This is a genomic window from Actinosynnema sp. NPDC023587 (assembly GCF_040640215.1).
Taxonomy (GTDB): Bacteria; Actinomycetota; Actinomycetes; order Mycobacteriales; family Pseudonocardiaceae; genus Actinosynnema.
The window spans coordinates 656,360-671,022 of record NZ_JBFABG010000004.1 but is presented as its reverse complement, the minus strand read 5'-3'; the positions used below and the strand labels follow the sequence as shown (position 1 = coordinate 671,022).

18 protein-coding genes and 1 pseudogene are annotated in these 14,663 nt (G+C 71.6%); 15 read left to right on the top strand and 4 right to left on the bottom strand.

The features are described 5' to 3' along the window. Positions 1 to 18: 18 nt before the first annotated feature. The 6 genes from AB0G01_RS15450 to AB0G01_RS15425 all read left to right on the top strand — a co-directional run bounded on the left by AB0G01_RS15450 (position 19) and on the right by AB0G01_RS15425 (position 5,398). The gene (locus AB0G01_RS15450; RefSeq protein ID WP_360945074.1) at positions 19 to 1,197 is read left to right on the top strand and encodes a radical SAM protein; all 1,179 of its coding nucleotides are present in this window, start codon (positions 19 to 21) and stop codon (positions 1,195 to 1,197) included. After that, a complete protein-coding gene (locus AB0G01_RS15445) occupies positions 1,190 to 1,789 on the top strand; it encodes a 3'-5' exonuclease (protein ID WP_360945071.1) in 600 nt (199 codons plus the stop codon). The genes AB0G01_RS15450 and AB0G01_RS15445 overlap by 8 nt, the downstream gene beginning before the upstream one ends. Then, positions 1,767 to 2,438, top strand: a complete 672-nt coding sequence (gene tmk, locus AB0G01_RS15440) for a dTMP kinase (protein WP_360945068.1) — start codon at positions 1,767 to 1,769, stop codon at positions 2,436 to 2,438. Before AB0G01_RS15445 ends, tmk begins: the two co-directional genes overlap by 23 nt. A 296-nt stretch (positions 2,439 to 2,734) precedes the next feature. After that, the gene (locus tag AB0G01_RS15435; protein ID WP_360945065.1) at positions 2,735 to 3,130 is read left to right on the top strand and encodes a hypothetical protein; all 396 of its coding nucleotides are present in this window, start codon (positions 2,735 to 2,737) and stop codon (positions 3,128 to 3,130) included. A 307-nt stretch (positions 3,131 to 3,437) separates the two neighbouring features. Beyond that, the gene (locus AB0G01_RS15430) at positions 3,438 to 5,123 is read left to right on the top strand and encodes a sodium:solute symporter family protein (RefSeq protein WP_360945062.1); all 1,686 of its coding nucleotides are present in this window, start codon (positions 3,438 to 3,440) and stop codon (positions 5,121 to 5,123) included. Between the two features lie 11 nt (positions 5,124 to 5,134). Then, positions 5,135 to 5,398, top strand: a complete 264-nt coding sequence (locus tag AB0G01_RS15425) for a hypothetical protein (protein WP_360945059.1) — start codon at positions 5,135 to 5,137, stop codon at positions 5,396 to 5,398. On the opposite strand, the gene AB0G01_RS15420 is transcribed toward AB0G01_RS15425, so the two are convergent. Then, positions 5,395 to 5,520 (bottom strand): hypothetical protein, encoded by a 126-nt coding sequence (locus AB0G01_RS15420; RefSeq protein WP_360945056.1) that lies wholly within the window; start codon positions 5,518 to 5,520, stop codon positions 5,395 to 5,397. The two genes, AB0G01_RS15425 and AB0G01_RS15420, sit on opposite strands and share 4 nt — an antisense overlap. 89 nt (positions 5,521 to 5,609) lie before the next feature. On the opposite strand from AB0G01_RS15420, the gene AB0G01_RS15415 reads away from it, so the two are divergent. The 7 genes and pseudogenes from AB0G01_RS15415 to AB0G01_RS15385 all read left to right on the top strand — a co-directional run bounded on the left by AB0G01_RS15415 (position 5,610) and on the right by AB0G01_RS15385 (position 12,275). Then, complete coding sequence (locus AB0G01_RS15415; RefSeq protein ID WP_360945053.1) at positions 5,610 to 6,602, top strand: hypothetical protein; 993 nt, start codon at positions 5,610 to 5,612, stop codon at positions 6,600 to 6,602. Between the two features lie 73 nt (positions 6,603 to 6,675). Next, on the top strand, positions 6,676 to 8,181 hold the full coding sequence (locus AB0G01_RS15410; RefSeq protein ID WP_360945050.1) for an aldehyde dehydrogenase family protein: 1,506 nt from the start codon (positions 6,676 to 6,678) through the stop codon (positions 8,179 to 8,181). 56 nt (positions 8,182 to 8,237) lie between these two features. Further along, positions 8,238 to 9,239: a dihydroxyacetone kinase subunit DhaK gene (dhaK, locus tag AB0G01_RS15405; protein ID WP_360945298.1), complete on the top strand. Its 1,002-nt coding sequence runs from the start codon at positions 8,238 to 8,240 to the stop codon at positions 9,237 to 9,239. Then, entirely contained in the window at positions 9,239 to 9,868 is a 630-nt protein-coding gene (gene dhaL, locus AB0G01_RS15400; protein ID WP_360945047.1) for a dihydroxyacetone kinase subunit DhaL, read from the top strand. The genes dhaK and dhaL overlap by 1 nt, the downstream gene beginning before the upstream one ends. Beyond that, a complete protein-coding gene (gene dhaM, locus AB0G01_RS15395) occupies positions 9,865 to 10,599 on the top strand; it encodes a dihydroxyacetone kinase phosphoryl donor subunit DhaM (RefSeq protein ID WP_360945044.1) in 735 nt (244 codons plus the stop codon). The genes dhaL and dhaM overlap by 4 nt, the downstream gene beginning before the upstream one ends. A gap of 136 nt (positions 10,600 to 10,735) precedes the next feature. After that, positions 10,736 to 11,577: pseudogene (locus tag AB0G01_RS15390) on the top strand (3-hydroxyacyl-CoA dehydrogenase NAD-binding domain-containing protein). A 122-nt stretch (positions 11,578 to 11,699) separates the two neighbouring features. Beyond that, positions 11,700 to 12,275: a DUF3558 family protein gene (locus AB0G01_RS15385; RefSeq protein WP_360945041.1), complete on the top strand. Its 576-nt coding sequence runs from the start codon at positions 11,700 to 11,702 to the stop codon at positions 12,273 to 12,275. A gap of 60 nt (positions 12,276 to 12,335) precedes the next feature. Here the strand turns inward: AB0G01_RS15385 and AB0G01_RS15380 are convergent, their stop codons facing one another. Both AB0G01_RS15380 and AB0G01_RS15375 read right to left on the bottom strand, forming a co-directional pair. Next, on the bottom strand, positions 12,336 to 12,545 hold the full coding sequence (locus AB0G01_RS15380) for a zinc ribbon domain-containing protein (protein ID WP_360945038.1): 210 nt from the start codon (positions 12,543 to 12,545) through the stop codon (positions 12,336 to 12,338). A 4-nt stretch (positions 12,546 to 12,549) separates the two neighbouring features. Further along, a complete protein-coding gene (locus AB0G01_RS15375) occupies positions 12,550 to 12,909 on the bottom strand; it encodes a hypothetical protein (RefSeq protein ID WP_360945035.1) in 360 nt (119 codons plus the stop codon). A gap of 52 nt (positions 12,910 to 12,961) precedes the next feature. On the opposite strand from AB0G01_RS15375, the gene AB0G01_RS15370 reads away from it, so the two are divergent. Then, positions 12,962 to 13,255, top strand: coding sequence for a hypothetical protein (locus AB0G01_RS15370; RefSeq protein WP_360945032.1), 294 nt, complete (start codon positions 12,962 to 12,964; stop codon positions 13,253 to 13,255). Positions 13,256 to 13,377: 122 nt separating this feature from the next. Next, positions 13,378 to 14,130 (top strand): alpha/beta hydrolase, encoded by a 753-nt coding sequence (locus AB0G01_RS15365; protein ID WP_360945029.1) that lies wholly within the window; start codon positions 13,378 to 13,380, stop codon positions 14,128 to 14,130. Here AB0G01_RS15365 and AB0G01_RS15360 read toward each other — a convergent pair. After that, positions 14,106 to 14,636 (bottom strand): GNAT family N-acetyltransferase, encoded by a 531-nt coding sequence (locus AB0G01_RS15360; RefSeq protein ID WP_360945026.1) that lies wholly within the window; start codon positions 14,634 to 14,636, stop codon positions 14,106 to 14,108. The two genes, AB0G01_RS15365 and AB0G01_RS15360, sit on opposite strands and share 25 nt — an antisense overlap. Between the last annotated feature and the right edge of the window lie 27 nt (positions 14,637 to 14,663).

Here is a 14,663-nt window from a genome sequence, read left to right as displayed (position 1 = left end):
CACCGCCCCATTTCCTCTGTGGACTCGGGAGAGAACCAGGTGGCTACCCGCGTAGCCCTGTTCACCAGGGAGCAGATCGACCGATTGCCGGAGCGCGCCCGTGAGGTCGTCGAGTACCGCAAGAGCGGCCTGAGCCTGAACCACATCCAGGGGTGCCCCCTGGACTGCGCCTACTGCATCCGCCACACCTACGGGTTGTGGGACCAGCGGGTACCGCGTGCGCTCATGACCGACGCTCAGGCCGTGGAAGAACTGGTCGATCACCGGTACTTCCAGCCGCACGTGACGCCGGTGCAGGTGTTCAACCGGGCAACCGACCCCTTCTTGCCCGTCGTCCGGCCGCACACCTTCGCCGTGCTGGAGCACCTGGACGAGCGGGAGTTGACCAACCACGTCCTGGTCATCACCCGTCACCAGATGAAGCCCCACGACATCGACCGACTCAACCGGCTTCGCCACATCAAGGTGACGTTGCTGTTCACGTACTCGGGGATCGACAACAAGGACATTGAGCCTTACCCGTCGAGCGTGGCCGCCGAGTCTCTGAAGCTCATGAGCAGTCCCGAGCTTCGCAGGTACCGCACGGTTCTTTACTGGCGTCCGCTGGTACCAGGGCTCAACGACTCACCGCAGCACCTCGACCAGGCGCACGAGCTGGCGGCCTACGCCGATGCCACCGTGTTTACCGGTCTCTTCTACCGCAACGAGATTGCCGAGTACTACAAGGCCAACGGCTTGCCCGAACCGTACGAGGACACCGCACGCCGCAAGATCGTTCCCGAGACCTTGGAAGCGCGCGTGCTGGCGGTGTTCGGCTCGGCAACACCGTTGTTCCGCAAGACCTCCTGCGCCGTGGCCTACGCACATGGCCTGCCGGACTACAACGGGCACTACGGCATCCCAGAGCTGTGCGACATCTGCCCGCTGAGCCAACTCGAAATCTGCCGGAGCGCCCACCGTGCGCCGTCACCCGACCAGCTACGGGAGGTCGCGCGCTCCCTGCCGGAGGCTCGTGGTCTGGTGGTCGTGGACATCAACGACCACGCGGCCGTGGTGTCGGGCCTTGAAACCGAACAGCCTCGCTACTACCTGCAACACGCGCTCGGCTTCCAAGTTCACGACGTGCGCCACCCGCACCGTGAGCGGCGGCACGGTCGAGCCGACATCGGATGGAAGGACGGGAAACCAAGTGGCTGACTGGACGACCCTCAAGTACGCGGTGGTCGACGTCGAGGGCAACGGCCACCAGCCGCCCGACTTGGTGGAGCTGGCCGTGGTGCCGATCGTCGGTGGTGTCATCGGTGAGCCTGAGGAGTGGTTGATCCAGCCCGACCGTCCGATCACCGACTTCGCTCGCCGGATTCATGGCATCACCAACGCCGAGGTTGAAGGTGCGGACACCTTCGTTGACATCGCCGACGCAGTGCGCAAGTCGTTGAAGGTTGACGCCATCGTGGCTCACAACGCCCACATCGATGTCGGGGTGCTACAGCGCAAGCTTGGTGAGTGGGCGGTGCCCGAAGTCTTCGACACTCTGAAGCTCGCGCGTCGCCTGCTGCCTGACGCAGGTAGCCACAAGCTCGGCAAGCTGGTCGAGGCGTTCAAGTTGGATGAGGGCCTTTCGGAGAGCCCCGACTCGGTGCCCCACCGTGCCGGGTACGACGCCCTGGTCACGGCTCGCTTGTTCGTGCGCCTGGCCACGTCGCCCGACACTCGATCGCTGAGCCTGGAAGAGCTGCGCGGCGTCTCACCGGGAGGGGACGAGGATGAAACTCCGGCCCTTTTCTGACCACCAGCGTGGCTTGTTCGTCAGCGTCGACGGTCCGAGCGGTGCCGGTAAATCGACCACCGTTCGGCACTTGGCGCAACTGCTTGTCGCTGCCGGCCAAGAAGTTCACGTCACCGCTGAGCCTTCAGGCGGCCCCATCGGGGCACTGTGCCGCGAGTTGACTGAGACGACCACCGGCCCGGCTCTGGCGTGCTTGTACGCGGCTGACAGGTACCACCACCTGGAGACGGAAGTCCGGCCGAACACCGAAGCCGGCCGGATGGTGATATCCGATCGCTACATCCCCTCCGGCCTGGTGATGCAGCGCTTCGACGGCGTAGATCCGGCCTTCTTGTGGGAGCTCAACGCCGAGGCTGACCGGCCCGACCTGGCGGTGATCCTTGAGGCTGACCCAGAGGTGATCTCGGAGCGACTCGCTGAGCGCGGTCCTCACAACCGCTTCCAACTCTCGCCCGGTAGCAGCCACGCTGAAGTCCACTTCTACCGGCAGGCCACCGAGCGGCTGATACAGGCCGGTTTTGACGTGCTGCGGGTGGACTGCGATCGGTGGCCGGCAGAGCGGTCCGCGGCTGCGATCCGCGACCGGCTGATGGCCTTTAAAGTTAAGACCGTGGGTGAAATAAGATCCTCGCTGGCGTGGAGCAGTTGACTCGCTACCTGGAGTTGCGGCTACGACGTGCTGCACGGCACCGGGTGGCAAGGCCCGGGGCCCGAGAAGTGCGGCGAAAGGTCGGCGACCGTTTTCGGGGGTCCACCATGATCCGGGGCGCGATCGGCCGTGGTCGAACCGCGTGGCGGCTGTTCGGGGCCGCTGTGTGACCTTCGGGCCGCCCGGCGTGCGCGGTGCGTGGCCGGCGTGCGCGACACGTACACCGTTCGGCCGCGTGGCAGCGCGGAAAGCGCGATATACGCTGACGGCCCGGCAAATCGACGTGGGGAGGCGCTGTGCCTGGACGAAGACCCCGGTTCCTCCTCGCGCTGGTCCTCGCCTCCGCCGTGGCGTCCGGCTGCGCGGTCGATCCCGAGGTCGCGCCGGTCCCGCTGGTGGCGGGCAGCAGCACCACGGTCGCGCCCGCCCAGCTCGTCGCGCAGCCGAAGGCGGCCAAGGCCGGCGAGGAGGTGCGGCTCAGCGGTGAGGGGTATCCCGCCAACAGCCGAGTCGTGTTCACCTTCCACGGGCAGCGGGTCGGGGACGCCACCACGGACGGCGCGGGGCGCTTCGCCGGCGCGCTGGTGAAGGTGCCCGATTCGTTCCGCACTTCCGCCCCCGGCACGCAATTCGTGGTCGGCGCGACGTCGGGGCCGTTCTACGCCGAGACGCCGTTCGTGCTCACCCGCTGATCACCCCGCGCGCCGCTCAGGGCGAGGGCCGCCCGCCGGACCCGGACCACGGGTCGTCACCACCGTTCGGGTGTAGTCGAGCCGCTGTTGCGGCGTTGCTCCGCACCGCACGCGCTCCATGCCGTAAGCCGTGACCAGGGGTGTCGTGCAGCCCCGTCCAGGCCGGGGATCACAGGCGTGAGCATGAGGTCTGGAAGTGGGTGGTTCAGATCGGCGATCACGCCTCGGCTGCACTACGGTCGGCATGATCGGCTGTGCGTTAGCGTCTGTTGTTGTTCGACTTTGTTGAACAGGGAGGTGGGCGACCGTGCCCGTGCTCGCCGAGGCGGATCTCCGGCTGGACGCCGGTCCGCTCGACTACGCGCTGCTCGCGATCTACTTCGCGTTCGTCCTCGGTATCGGCTTCCTGGCGCGGCGCTCGGTGTCGTCGAGCCTGGACTTCCTGCTCTCCGGTCGTTCCCTGCCCGCCTGGGTGACCGGCCTGGCGTTCATCTCCGCGAACCTCGGGGCGATCGAGCTGCTCGGCATGGCCGCCAACGGCGCGCAGTACGGCATGGCGACCGTGCACTACTACTGGATCGGCGCGATCCCGGCCATGGTGTTCCTCGGCCTGGTGATGATGCCCTTCTACTACGGCTCCAAGGTCCGCAGCGTCCCCGAGTTCCTGCGCCGCCGCTTCGGCAAGGGCGCGCACCTGGTGAACGCCATCAGCTTCGCCGTCGCCCAGGTGCTGATCGCGGGCGTGAACCTGTACGCGCTGGCGTTCCTGCTGAACCTGATGCTGGGCTGGCCGATCCCGCTGTCGGTGGTCATCGCCGCGGTGATCGTGCTGACCTACACCACGCTCGGCGGCCTGTCCGCGGCGATCTACAACGAGGTGCTCCAGTTCTTCGTGATCGTCGCCGCGCTGCTCCCGCTGACCCTGGTCGGCCTGCACAAGGTCGGCGGCTGGCAGGGCCTGGTGGACAAGGTCACCGCCGGTCCCGGCGGGTCCGAGCAGTTGTCCGCGTGGCCCGCGACCGAGCTGACCGGCATCCAGAACCCGGTGCTGAGCGTCATCGGCATCGTGTTCGGGCTCGGGTTCGTGCTGTCGTTCGGCTACTGGACGACGAACTTCGCCGAGGTGCAGCGCGCGCTGTCGGCCAAGAGCATGTCGGCCGCCCGGCGCACGCCGATCATCGGCGCGTACCCCAAGGCGCTGATCCCGTTCGTGGTCATCATCCCGGGCATCATCGCGGCGCTGGTCGTGCCGGAGATGCAGGCGCTCAAGGCCGGCGACGGGGATTCCGGGATCGTCTACAACAACGCCCTGCCCGCGCTGATCGGCGAACTGCTGCCCAACGGGATGCTCGGCATCGCGATCACCGGCCTGCTGGCGTCGTTCATGGCCGGAGTGGCGGCGAACGTGTCGTCGTTCAACACCGTCTTCACCTACGACCTGTGGCAGGACTACGTCCGCAAGGACCGCCCGGACGAGTACTACCTCCGGGTCGGCCGGCTGGCCACGATCGGCGGCACGCTGGTCGCGATCGGCACCGCGTTCCTCGCGGCCGGCTACGGCAACATCATGGACTACATCCAGGCGCTGTTCTCGTTCTTCAACGCGCCGCTGTTCGCCACGTTCATCCTGGCCATGTTCTGGAAGCGGATGTCGGCGGCGGCGGGCTGGATCGGCCTGGTGTCGGGCACGCTCGCGGCGGTGGCGGTGTTCGTGCTCGCCGAGACCGGCGTGCTCGACCTGCCCGGCCAGGGCGCGAGCTTCATCGGTGCGGGCGCGGCGTTCGCGGTGGACATCGTGGTGAGCGTCGCGGTGACGATGGTGACCCGGCCGGTGCCGGAGGAACGCCTGGTCGGGCTGGTCTACAGCCTGACGCCGAAGGAGTCCCGCCGGCACTCGACGACCGGTGAGGACGCCGGCTGGTACCGCTCGCCGGTGCTGCTCGGCATCGGCATCCTGGCGCTGACCGCCGTGCTCAACATCATCTTCGGCTGAGGGAGGTCGTCATGGCGCACAAGGCCGGTCTGTTCGACCTGCGACTGGTGATCGCGGTGCTGTTCGGGGTCTACGGCGTGGTCCTGGTGGTGGTCGGGCTCGGCTTCACCGACGAGACCGACCTGGCCAAGGCCGACGGGCTCAACATCAACCTGTGGTCCGGCGTCGGGATGGCCGCGCTGGCGGCGCTGTTCGGCACCTGGGCGCTCCTGCGGCCGATCGTGGTCCCGGACGAGGCGGACGAGGTGCGGGAGAGCACGTCGGGCAGCGCCTAGCGGCGCGGGTAGACGGGGTTGAACGCCTCGACGGTCCAGGCGTCCAGGCGGCGGATGGCGCGGCGGATGCGGTCGCGCAAAGCGGTGCTCCTCTGCTCGGGGTTCACCGGGTACAGCGACACGATCTTCTGAATCGTTCCCGATGTACTTGGTGAGCCCAAACACAGGGTTCCCGTCACGAATCGGCGGTCCGCTCGCTACCGTGCAACCCGTGCCCCGCCTTGTCACCGTCCTGTGCGCGTTCCTGCTCGTGTCCGCCTGCGCGGGCACGGACCTCGCCAAGCACAAGCCGTACCCGCGCAGCACCATCCAGGCGAACGCGGAGAACGCGACCGAGACCACCGGCGCGCAGCCCACGAACGTCCCCGACGGCCAGCCGGTCGACCCGGCGTTCGCCGCGGACAAGCTGCGGCTGATCGACCCGTGCAAGCTGCTCGACCGCAAGGTCCTGGAAACGCTGGGCACGCCCGGCGAGGTGTCGCCGACCGGGTTCAGCCGGTGCTCCAACTTCATGAAGGACCAGAACGGCAAGGACCTGGCGGTCACCGTGGAGATCGGCCAGACCATGACCACCGAGCTGAAGAACGCCGACAAGCGGTTGGCCGGGCTGAAGAGCTACGAGCAGACCCTCGACACCAGCGCGTGTTTCGTCTCGGTGATCACCCAGGAGAAGCCGGCGCTCGGGCTGACCGTCCAGATCGGCTACAAGCACGGCGACGGGTGCGTTCCCGGCCGCAAGGTGGCCGAGTCGGTGGTCGAGCTGCTCAAGGACCGGGTGGGCGTGAAGTCGCCGCCCAAGGACTCGCTGGTCACGCTGGACCCGTGCGTGCTGGTGGACAAGGGCGTCGTCGAGGCCGCGGTGGGCGCGACCAGCCGCGTCTACCCGTACGGGCTGCACAACTGCTCGTGGGTGGCCGACGGCAAGGAGGTCACGGTGGACATGCGGTCGACCTTCGTCCCGGCCGACCGCAAGTTCGACGCCAAGCAGGTCGAGGTGGACCTGGGCGGGGTGACGGGCTACCAGTTGGAGAACTCCGGCGCGTACCCGTCGTGCGCGGTGCGGTGGGTCCAGCGGCTGAACACCGGCGAGGAGGGCGAGATCGTCGAGGTGAAGGCGTCCGGCCCGAAGAAGTCGGAGTTCGACCGGTGCGTGACGGCGGTGGCGTTCGCGAAGGGGATCGTGCCCAAGATCCCCAAGGGCTGACCGGGGGGCTGACAGCCGACGCGGTCAGCCGTTACTGTCGAGTAACACCTTCGCGCTCCACAGGAGGGACCCCATGACGCAGACCGCCCCCGCGAAGCCCTCGCCGGCCGACGGCGAGGAGGTGCGCTTCGCCTCGCTCGACCCGCGCACGGGCGAGGTCGTCGCGCACCACCCGGTGCACGGCGAGACCGACGTGCGCGCGGCGGTCGGGGCGGCGCGGTCGGCGGCGGCGTTCTGGGCCGGGCTCGGGTTCGACGGCCGGCGCGCCCGGCTGGACGCGTGGCGCAAGCTGCTGGTCAAGCGGCTCGACGAGCTCCAGACCCTGATCAGCGCGGAGACCGGCAAGTCCGCCGACGACGCGCGCACCGAGGTGGCGCTGGTCGTCGACCACCTGCACTGGGCGGCTCGCCAGGCACCCCGGACGCTGGGCAAGCGCAAGGTCAGGCCCGGCGCGCTGATGTACAACCACGCGGCGACGCTGGAGTACCGGCCGCTGGGCGTGGTGGGGGTGATCGGGCCGTGGAACTACCCGGCCTTCACGCCCATGGGGTCCATCGCGTACGCGCTCGCCGCCGGCAACGCCGTGGTGTTCAAGCCCAGCGAGTTCACGCCCGGCGTCGGCGTCCTCCTCGGTGACGCCTTCGCCGAGGCCGTGCCGGAGCACCCGGTGTTCCAGGTGGTGACCGGGTTCGGCGAGACCGGCGCGGCGCTGTGCGCGGCCGGGGTGGACAAGCTGGCGTTCACCGGGTCCACGGCGACCGGCCGGAAGGTCATGGCGGCCTGTGCCGCGACGTTGACCCCCGTGCTGGTGGAGTGCGGCGGCAAGGACCCGCTGATCGTCGCGGAGGACGCCGACGTGCGCGGCGCGGCCGAGGCCGCCGTGTGGGGCGGCACCTTCAACGCGGGCCAGACGTGCGCGGGCGTGGAACGGGTGTACGTCGCGGACGCGGTGTACGACGAGTTCGTCGCGCTGGTGGTGGAGAAGGCGAAGAAGCTGCGGCCCGGCGGCGAGCCGGCCGCGGACTTCGGGCCGATCACCACACCCGCGCAGGTGGAGGTCATCCGGTCGCACGTGGCCGACGCGCTGGAGCGCGGCGGGCGGGCGGTCGTGGGCGGGCTGGAGTCGATCCGGCCGCCCTACGTCGAGCCGGTGGTGCTGGTGGACGTGCCGGACGACGCGCCGGCGGTGACCGACGAGACGTTCGGGCCGACCCTGGTGGTGACGCGGGTGGCCGACGCGGACGAGGCCGTGCGGCGGGCCAACTCGTCGCCCTACGGCCTGGGCGCGACGGTGTTCTCCCGCAACCGGGGCGAGGAGCTGGCGGACCGGCTGCGCTGCGGCATGGTGTCGGTCAACTCGGTGCTCGCCTACGCCTCCGTGCCCGGCCTGCCGTTCGGCGGCGTCGGCGATTCGGGCTTCGGGCGCGTCCACGGCGAAGACGGGCTGCGCGAGTTCGCCTACGCGCACGCGGTCACCCGCAAGCGGTTCGCGTCGGTCCTGGACCCCATGACCCACGAGCGCGGTTCCCGCACGGTCCGGCGCGTCCTGCGGCTGGCGAAGGTGCTCTACGGGCGCTGAGCGGGTCCTCCCCGGGTGGGGTAGGAAGGTGGTGGCCGTCGGCGATGGAGGTCACCGTGAAGAAGATCATCAACGATCCGTCGACCGTGGTGGCGGACGCGTTGCGGGGCCTGGCCGCGGCGCACGCCGACCTGCTGGACGTCCAGTACGACCCCGCCGTCGTGGTGCGCGCGGACGCGCCCGTGCCGGGCAAGGTCGCGGTCGTCTCCGGCGGCGGGTCCGGCCACGAGCCGCTGCACGTCGGGTTCGTCGGGCCCGGGATGCTCGACGCGGCCTGTCCGGGCCCGGTGTTCACCTCCCCGACCCCCGACCAGGTGCGGGCGGCCGTGACCCGCGCGGACGGCGGCGCGGGGGCGCTGCTGATCGTGAAGAACTACACCGGCGACGTGCTCAACTTCGAGACCGCGGCCGAACTGGCCGCCGCCGACGGCATCGACGTGCGGACCGTGGTGGTCGACGACGACGTGGCCGTGCGGGACTCCTCGCACACGGCCGGTCGGCGCGGCGTGGGCGGGACCGTGCTGCTGGAGAAGGTCGTCGGCGCGGCGGCCGAGCGCGGGCTCGACCTGGACGGCTGCGAGGCGTTGGCGCGCAAGGTGATCGGCCAGGTCCGCTCGATGGGCCTGGCGCTGTCCGCGTGCACCGTGCCGCACGCGGGCGTGCCGAGCTTCGTGCTCGCCGACGACGAGATGGAGCTGGGCATCGGCATCCACGGCGAGCCCGGCCGGAGTCGGGTGCCGGTGGGTCCGGCCGACGAGCTGGTGCCCGCCCTGCTGGACCCGGTCCTGGACGACCTGCCGTTCACCGGGGGCGACCGGGTGCTGCTGTTCACCAACGGCATGGGCGGCACGCCGCAGATCGAGCTGTACCTGGCGCACGGCATCGCCGAGCGGCTGCTCGCCGAGCGCGGGATCACCGTGGAGCGGCGGCTGGTCGGCTCGTACACCACCAGTCTGGAGATGCAGGGGATGAGCTTGACCGTGCTGAAGGTGGACGACGAGTTGATCGGGCTGTGGGACGCCCCGGTGCGCACCGCCGCGTTGCGGTGGGGTGTCTGATGGGCTGCACGGCGGCGGACGTCGCGGACGCGCTGCGGGCGGTGGCCCGGGTCGTCGCCGAGCACCGCGCGGAACTGGTGCGGCTGGACCGGGAGATCGGCGACGGCGACCACGGCGAGAACCTGCACCGGGGGTTCGCCGCCGTGGTGTCCACACTGGACGGTGAGCTGCCCGCGACACCGGGCGCGGTGCTCAAGCTCGCGGCCACGAAATTGATCTCCACCGTCGGCGGCGCGGCGGGGCCGCTGTACGGGACGGCGTTCCTGCGCGCGGCGACCTCCGTGGGCGATGCGGCCGAGTTGGACGCGGCACTGGTGGCCGGGGCGTTGCAGGCGGCGCTGGAGGGTGTCGTGGCGCGCGGCAAGGCCGTGGTGGGCGACAAGACGATGGTGGACGCGCTGACGCCCGCCGTGGCCGCCGCCGAGTCCGCGGCGTCGAGCGGCGGCGACGTGGCCGGGGTGCTGGCGGCGGCGGCCGGGGCCGCCGAGGAGGGCGCGGAGTCGACCGTGCCGCTCGTGGCGCGCAAGGGCCGGGCGTCCTACCTCGGTGAGCGCAGCGCCGGGCACCTCGACCCGGGAGCGCGGTCCACGGCGCTGCTGCTGCGGACCTTCGCCGGGAGTGCGCGGTGATCGGGCTGGTCGTGGTCTCGCACAGCCGGGCGCTGGCCGACGGCGTGGTCGAACTGGCCGGTCAGATGGCACCGGACGTGCGGATCGTGGCCGCCGGCGGCGACGGGTCCGGCGGTCTCGGCACGGACTTCGCGGCGGTCGCCGAGGCCATCTCGGGTGCCGATTCCGGTGGTGGCGTGGTGGTGCTGTTCGACCTGGGCAGCGCGAAGATGGTCGCGGACATGGCGGCCGAGGAGTCCGCCGGCGAGGTGGTCGTGGTGGACGCGCCGCTGGTCGAGGGTGCGGTGGCGGCGGCGGTCGCCGCGCAGGGCGGTGCGGACCTGAGGCGGGTCGCGGACGCCGCGCGCAGTGCGTCCGGGCGGACCGACCGGTCGGCCCGGACGGACCGGTCGGGCGAGACCGGGCAGCCGGGGCGGTCCGGTGCCGGCTCCGCGAGCGCGCCCGCCGGTGCGGAGTCCTCTGTGGACGGTGTGCGGGCGGAGGTCGTGCTGACCAACGGCATGGGCCTGCACGCCCGGCCGGCGGCGCTGGTCGTGCGGTCGCTGGCGGAGCTGGACGCGCGGGTCGTGGTGCGGTTCGGCGACGAGCGGGCGGATGCCGCGAGCGTGCTCGCGCTGATGGGCCTGGGTGCGCCGGGCGGTGCCACCGTCGAGGTGTCGGCCACCGGGCCGGACGCCGCCGAAGCGGTCCGCCGGGTGCGTGAGCTGGCCGGTCGCGACTTCGACGAGTGACCCCGTTCGCGCTGGTTTTGACCGGTGCCTTGCTCGATCCCGATGGCGAAGCTCACGCGGGCGGCGTGGGAGGGCCAGGGGATGGTTGGGCACAAGTTACCGATCGGTAACCACTTCGCGGAGCGAGGGTGGACCAGTGGTGCGCCAGTTCAGCACGATCGGGGTCGTCGGTCTCGGCACCACGGGTGCCGGCATCGCCGAGGTGCTCGCCCGGACCGGCCGCACGGTCATCGCGGTCGACGTGGACGAGGAGGGCCTGGTTCGCGGTCGCGGCCACCTCGACCACTCCACGGACCGCGCGGTGGCCGGGGGCAGGCTCGCCGAGGCCGACCGCGCCGGCCTCCTCGGGCGGATCACCCCACCACCTCGCCGGCCGCGCTCGCCGGCGTCGACCTGGTGATCGAGGCCGTGCCCGAGCGGATCGGGCTCAAGACCCGGGTGCTCGCCGCCCTCGACCGGATCTGCGGCCCCGACTCGCCGGTCGTCGTGCCCGACGGGCTCACACCCGCGCCGGCCGACGCGGGCCCGCCGTCCCGCGAGGTGCGCCGGGTCGGCGTGGTCGGCACCGGCACCATGGCGACCGGCATCGCGGAGGTCTTCGCGAAGCGCGGGTACGACGTGGTGCTGCGGGCGCGTTCGCCGGCCAAGGCCGAGGCGGCGCTGGGCCGGGTGCGCGCGTCGCTGGACGGGGCGGTGGCGCGCGGCAGGCCGGCCGAGGCCGACCGGGACGCCGCGCCGGCCCGCGTCACCCCCGCCGTCGAGTTCGAGCACCTCGCCGGCTGCTCGCTGCCGATGGGCCCGTTCGAGCTGCTCGACGGGGTGGGGCTGGACGTGTCGCCGGCCATCGAGCGCACGCTGCACCTGGAGTTCCGCGAACCTGGGTTCGCGCCCGCGCCGCTGCTGGAACACCTGGTGACGGCCGGTCTCCCGGGTCGCAAGACCGGCAGGGGCCTCCGCGACCACACCCGGGCGACCTGAGCGCCGCCCGCGTCCCGACGGCGGCCGGAACGCGGGCGTGCGCGGTTCCCGCCGGACCGCGTGCCCGGTGCTTGGCCGCACCTGCGTGCCACGGGGTCGCGGCCGTTTGGCATGGTGGACCCATGCGGCGCGTGGTTCTCTCGCTTCTGGTGGCAGCGCTCGGCGTCACGTCGGGCTGCGCGTACTCGGTGAACGGCACGCCGGTCTCGGCCGGGGTGCTCGACATCGAGCCGCCGTTCTCGTCGGGCTCGCCGGACCCCACGTCGGAGTCCGACTCGCCGGACGCGAACGCGGCCGACGAGTACTGCGGGCTGCTGTCCTGGAAGGACCTGCCCTACGAGGTGCGGGACAAGTCCGCCGCCCCGACCGACACCGGGTACGACCCGCAGTTCGACCAGTCGTGCAAGTGGCAGACCTCGGTGGACTCGCTGGACGTCGGCGTGACCCTGCGGTTCCGCTCCGGGCGGCCGATCACGCTGGAGCAGACCAACGGCGAGTTCGTGGTGGAGGACCGGAAGGTCACCTACTTCGACCGCACCACGGACACGTCGGTCCAGCCGTCGTGCGTGCTGGTCATGGACTACGCGGGCGGCGGCGTCGGCATCATCGTGATCGACGGGTCGGCGCGGTACGGCGGGATCTGCGAGCAGGGCAAGAAGATCGCCGAGGTGCTGCTGGCCAAGGAGCCCGCCGGCTGACCCGCTCCCGGGCGCTCCTGTTCCCGGCAGCGCCCTCAAGGCCGCCGGGATGCCGGTGCGTCAGCCGCAGCAACCGCCGCCGCAGCACCCGCCGCCCCCGGCGGGCTGGGGGTCGTTGCCGGCCAGGCCGGACACGCCGACCATCGACAGCAGCTTCACCGTGTCCCCGTGCCCCTGCGGACACGGGGCGGGTGCGGAGGACTCGCTCATCGGGCGTTTGACGTCGAACGTCGACCCGCAGGCCTTGCAGCGGAACTCGTAGGTGGGCACGCGCCTATTGTGGCGGCTTCGCCGGCAGCAGCACCAGCGCGGGTACCGCGACCGTCATGACGGTCGCCACCAGCATCAACAGCGGCATCTCGTGCGCCCACCCCAGACCGGCCGCCGCCGCGTGCGTGCCCGCGTAGGTCGCCACCCACGTTCGCGAGTACGGCCGGACCAGCATCGTCACCAGCGCCGTGCCCGCCGTGACCAGCAGGATCGTGGCCGCTCCCAGCAGCATCCCCGACGTCGCGCCCGACGGGCGGGACACCGGCTGCAACTCCGCCAGACCCGCCCGCAGCGCGGGTTGGGCCACCACTCCCATCTCCAGCAACAACAGCACCCCGACCACAGCCCGCTGCCACCTGTTCACTCCGTGGACCGTAGGCGATCACGCACCGGGATCGGGCATACCCTGGTAACTCGTGCCGCGCCGCAACCGCCCCCACCGCCCCGACCAGCCGCGTCCGATCGGCGGCCACGGCTGGGCGCGGTCCGAGAGCGGACCGGACGGCGACTGGCTCGTCCGCGCCGTCTCCGGAGCCGCGACCACCAAGAACTACCGCTGTCCGGGCTGCGACCACGAGATCACACCGGGCACCCCGCACGTCGTGGCCTGGCCCGCCGCCGACCACGGCTCGGTCGACGACCGCCGCCACTGGCACCAGTTCTGCTGGAACTCGCGGACCCGCCGCGGACCGACCCCGCGCCGCCGGTAGACCGCCGCTCACCCCGCCCGTCCTCGGCCGGGCGGGGTGAGCGGCTGCTTCGGGAACGCGCAGTGCGGTCCGGGGACGTGCGTGCTCCCACCCGTGCCCGGGTGGGTGGCAGGATCGGGCGCATGGGTGACGCGGTCCGGATCACGGCCAACGCGGTGCTGCCCGCGCGGCGCGAAGACGTCACGCTGGTCACCGCCGACGGCCTGCGGCTGGTGGGGGAGCTGTCCCTGCCGGCGGACCGCGCGGCTCGGGCCACCCTCGTGCTGCTGCACCCGCTGCCGACGCACGGCGGCATGATGGACTCCCACCTCTTCCGCAAGGCGGCGTGGCGGCTGCCGGCGCTGGCCGACCTCGCCGTGCTGCGGTTCAACACGCGTGGCACGGTTAGCGAGGCCGGGCGCAGCGAGGGCCGTTTCGACAACGCGGTGGGCGAGCGGTTCGACGTCGCCGCCGCCCTGGCGTTCGCCGCCGAGCGCGGGTTGCCCGACGTCTGGCTGGTCGGGTGGTCCTTCGGCACCGACCTCGCTCTGATGCACGGGTGCGACCCCCGGGTCGCGGGAGCGGTCCTGATCTCGCCGCCGCTGCGGTGGAGCACGCCCGAGCACCTGGCCCGGTGGGTCGGCAAGCGGCTGGTCTGCCTGGTGCCGGAGTTCGACGACCACCTCCCGCCGGCCGAGGCCCGGCGGCGGTTCGGCGCGGCCGTGCCGACCGCCGCCGTGGTCGACTTCCCGGGTGCCCGCCACCTCATGGTCGGACACGCCGAGGTGGTCCTCGACGCGATCGTGGGCACCGTCCTGCCCGACGTGCCCACGCCGTTGCCGCGCACCCGGGCCGGACCGGTGGAGCGGCGTCAGCCGGTCATCGTCACGTCCTGACGGCGGTAGACCAGCACGGGGCCGTCGATCGTGATGCTGTCGCCCGCGTGCGCGAAGCCCAGCTTCTCGGCGACCCGCTGGGACGGGGTGTTGTCGAGGTCGGTGATGATCACCACCGGGAGGTCCGGCCGCGCCCGGTCCGCCCACTCGACGGCGGCGCGCGCCATCTCGGGCGCGTAGCCGCGACCCCAGTGGCCGGGCCCGATCCGGTAGAAGAGGTTGAACGTCGGCCGGCCGTCCAGCCGGTGGTGGCGCAGGCCGCCGAAGCCGATGACCTCGCCCGACTCCGCCAGCACCACCGCCCAGTACCCGATGCCGTCCCGGGCCCAGTGGTCCTGCCAGTCGGCCAGCAGCTCGGCGGCCTCCTCCGGGGAGGGCGGACCGGCGGGGTTGAAGCGGTGGGTCTCCGGGTCGGTCAGGATGGCGATCGCGGCGCGCAGGTCACCCGGGCCGACCCGCCTGAGCAGCAGTCGGTCGGTGCGGAGCTCAGCCGGGCCCGAGGTCATGGCACGACGGTAGCGAGGAGGCACGAC